The following is a 1,097-nucleotide window of genomic DNA, read 5'->3' as shown; positions in this document are numbered from 1 at the left end:
GCCCCGATCCCCGCGGCGCCCGCGGCCCAGGCTGCGCCTGCCCAGCAACCGGTTTCTCCTGCCCCCGCGCAGCAACAACCGGCACCCGCCGCACCCACGCAAGCGGTGGCGCCCCAGCCCGTTCCGATGCCTCAGCCGGCTCCGTTTCCTCAGGCCATCGAGCGGCGGGAGGCGCCTCCGGTCGGCTTCGGCGTGCCCACCGCGTCGGGCGCGGCCGGAACCGCAACCCCGGCCGAATCGCAATCCGGCCCGTCGCATCAGGACGCGCGCGAAGGCGCCCGCGCCACGCCGGAGGCAGCCGCCACCGAGCGACGCCCGCCCGTGGCACGCCAGCCGCCCCCGCGGCGGACCGAGCGGGCACAGCCGGAGCCGCCGCCGCGCGTGTTCGCGCCGCTGCCGCCGGAGACCTCGCTGCCGCCCACCCGTGGCTTCGGCGACCTGCCCCGCCCACCGGGCCTCGTGGGCGCGCAATAAGGCGCTTGGTTTCCAGATCTTGGTGCGCAGGTTTTGGCCGGGGACGGCAGTCCGCCCCGGTCAAGCCAGCGACCGCCTGAACGAGCCTTCGGCGTCGGGCGCAGGGGCCGGCTTCAGGCGCCGACGCGCGCCAGGGTCATGGAGGTGAAGGCGGCCTCGTCCTTCTCGCCCTGGATAGGACCTTCCCGCGCAATCTCGCGCCATTGGGCCTGATCGAACGCCGGGAAGAAGACATCGCCCTCCGGCGCGGCATGGACCTGCGTGAAATGCAGCGTGCTGGCCAGGGGCAGCGTATCGTGGAACAGGCGGGCGCCGCCGATGACCATGATCTCGTCCGCGCCCATGGCGTCCGCCGCCTCATCGGCAAGGCGCAGCCCCTCATCAAGGCTCGCGCCCTTCAGCACCCCGTCCGGCACCGTGAAGGCGGGATCGGTGCTGACCACCACGGAGGTCCGCCCCGGCAGCGGACGGCCGATGGACTCATAGGTGCGCCGGCCCATGAGCAGCGGCTTGCCCCAGGTGAGCGCGCGGAAGCGCTTGAGGTCCGAGGGCAGGCGCCACGGCAGGCCGCCGCCGGCGCCGATCACCCCGTTCTGCGACACCGCGACCACGAGGGCCAAAGG

The 1,097-nt window shown here is 74.2% G+C and carries 1 protein-coding gene and 1 pseudogene; one reads left to right on the top strand and one right to left on the bottom strand.

Annotation, left to right across the window (positions count from 1 at the left end; genetic code table 11):
* Window positions 1-474: pseudogene (locus K9U41_RS22915) on the top strand (hypothetical protein); the annotation flags it as partial.
* A gap of 113 nt (window positions 475-587) precedes the next feature.
* On the opposite strand, the gene K9U41_RS22910 reads toward K9U41_RS22915, so the two are convergent.
* Window positions 588-1,097, bottom strand: a 510-nt coding sequence (locus tag K9U41_RS22910; protein ID WP_349237871.1) for a dihydrofolate reductase, incomplete at its 5' end; no start/stop codon positions are given.

The organism is Xanthobacter autotrophicus (assembly GCF_029991245.1).
Classification (GTDB): domain Bacteria; phylum Pseudomonadota; class Alphaproteobacteria; order Rhizobiales; family Xanthobacteraceae; genus Xanthobacter; species Xanthobacter autotrophicus_C.
This window is presented reverse-complemented; position numbering and strand designations above follow the sequence as displayed.